General features: G+C 39.3%; 1 pseudogene. It reads right to left on the bottom strand.

Annotation, left to right across the window (positions count from 1 at the left end):
* Positions 1-346 (bottom strand): annotated as a pseudogene (locus tag B2633_RS16655) (lysine 2,3-aminomutase); the annotation flags it as partial.
* Positions 347-366 lie beyond the last annotated feature (20 nt).

Below are 366 nucleotides of genomic sequence, written 5' to 3'. Positions count from 1 at the left end.
TGAGATAATAGGGAGAAATAGCCCAGCGGACTTTTTTGGAAACCCTTTTAATTGTCTGAACTTCGAATTCATTTAAATCCAGAATGGAAGCCAGGACATTTCCATCATTGATACGATTCTTCATTTGCCAGGCCCAGTTATCCCAATCATTCTCGCTGGCCTGAAAGTACTTAAGGATATGTTCCTTATTGTGCAGATTTCGTTCATGTAATCGCATTCCCGTTTCAATAGTAGATTCGATGTCGAGATAGTCAGCAATTTCCTGTTTGAGCTCGCTTGCCCTGCATAAAGATACTTCGCGTTTTATCTCCTGGATTTCTTCATTTATCAAATCTTCTCTTAACAACAAAATCCCTCCTTGTTTAC

The sequence above is a fragment of the Syntrophomonas sp. UBA1041 genome (assembly GCF_002316705.1).
Taxonomy (GTDB): Bacteria; Bacillota; Syntrophomonadia; order Syntrophomonadales; family Syntrophomonadaceae; genus DTU019.
The sequence above is the reverse complement of the archived record's forward strand: the minus strand, read 5'-3'. Positions and strand labels throughout refer to the sequence as shown.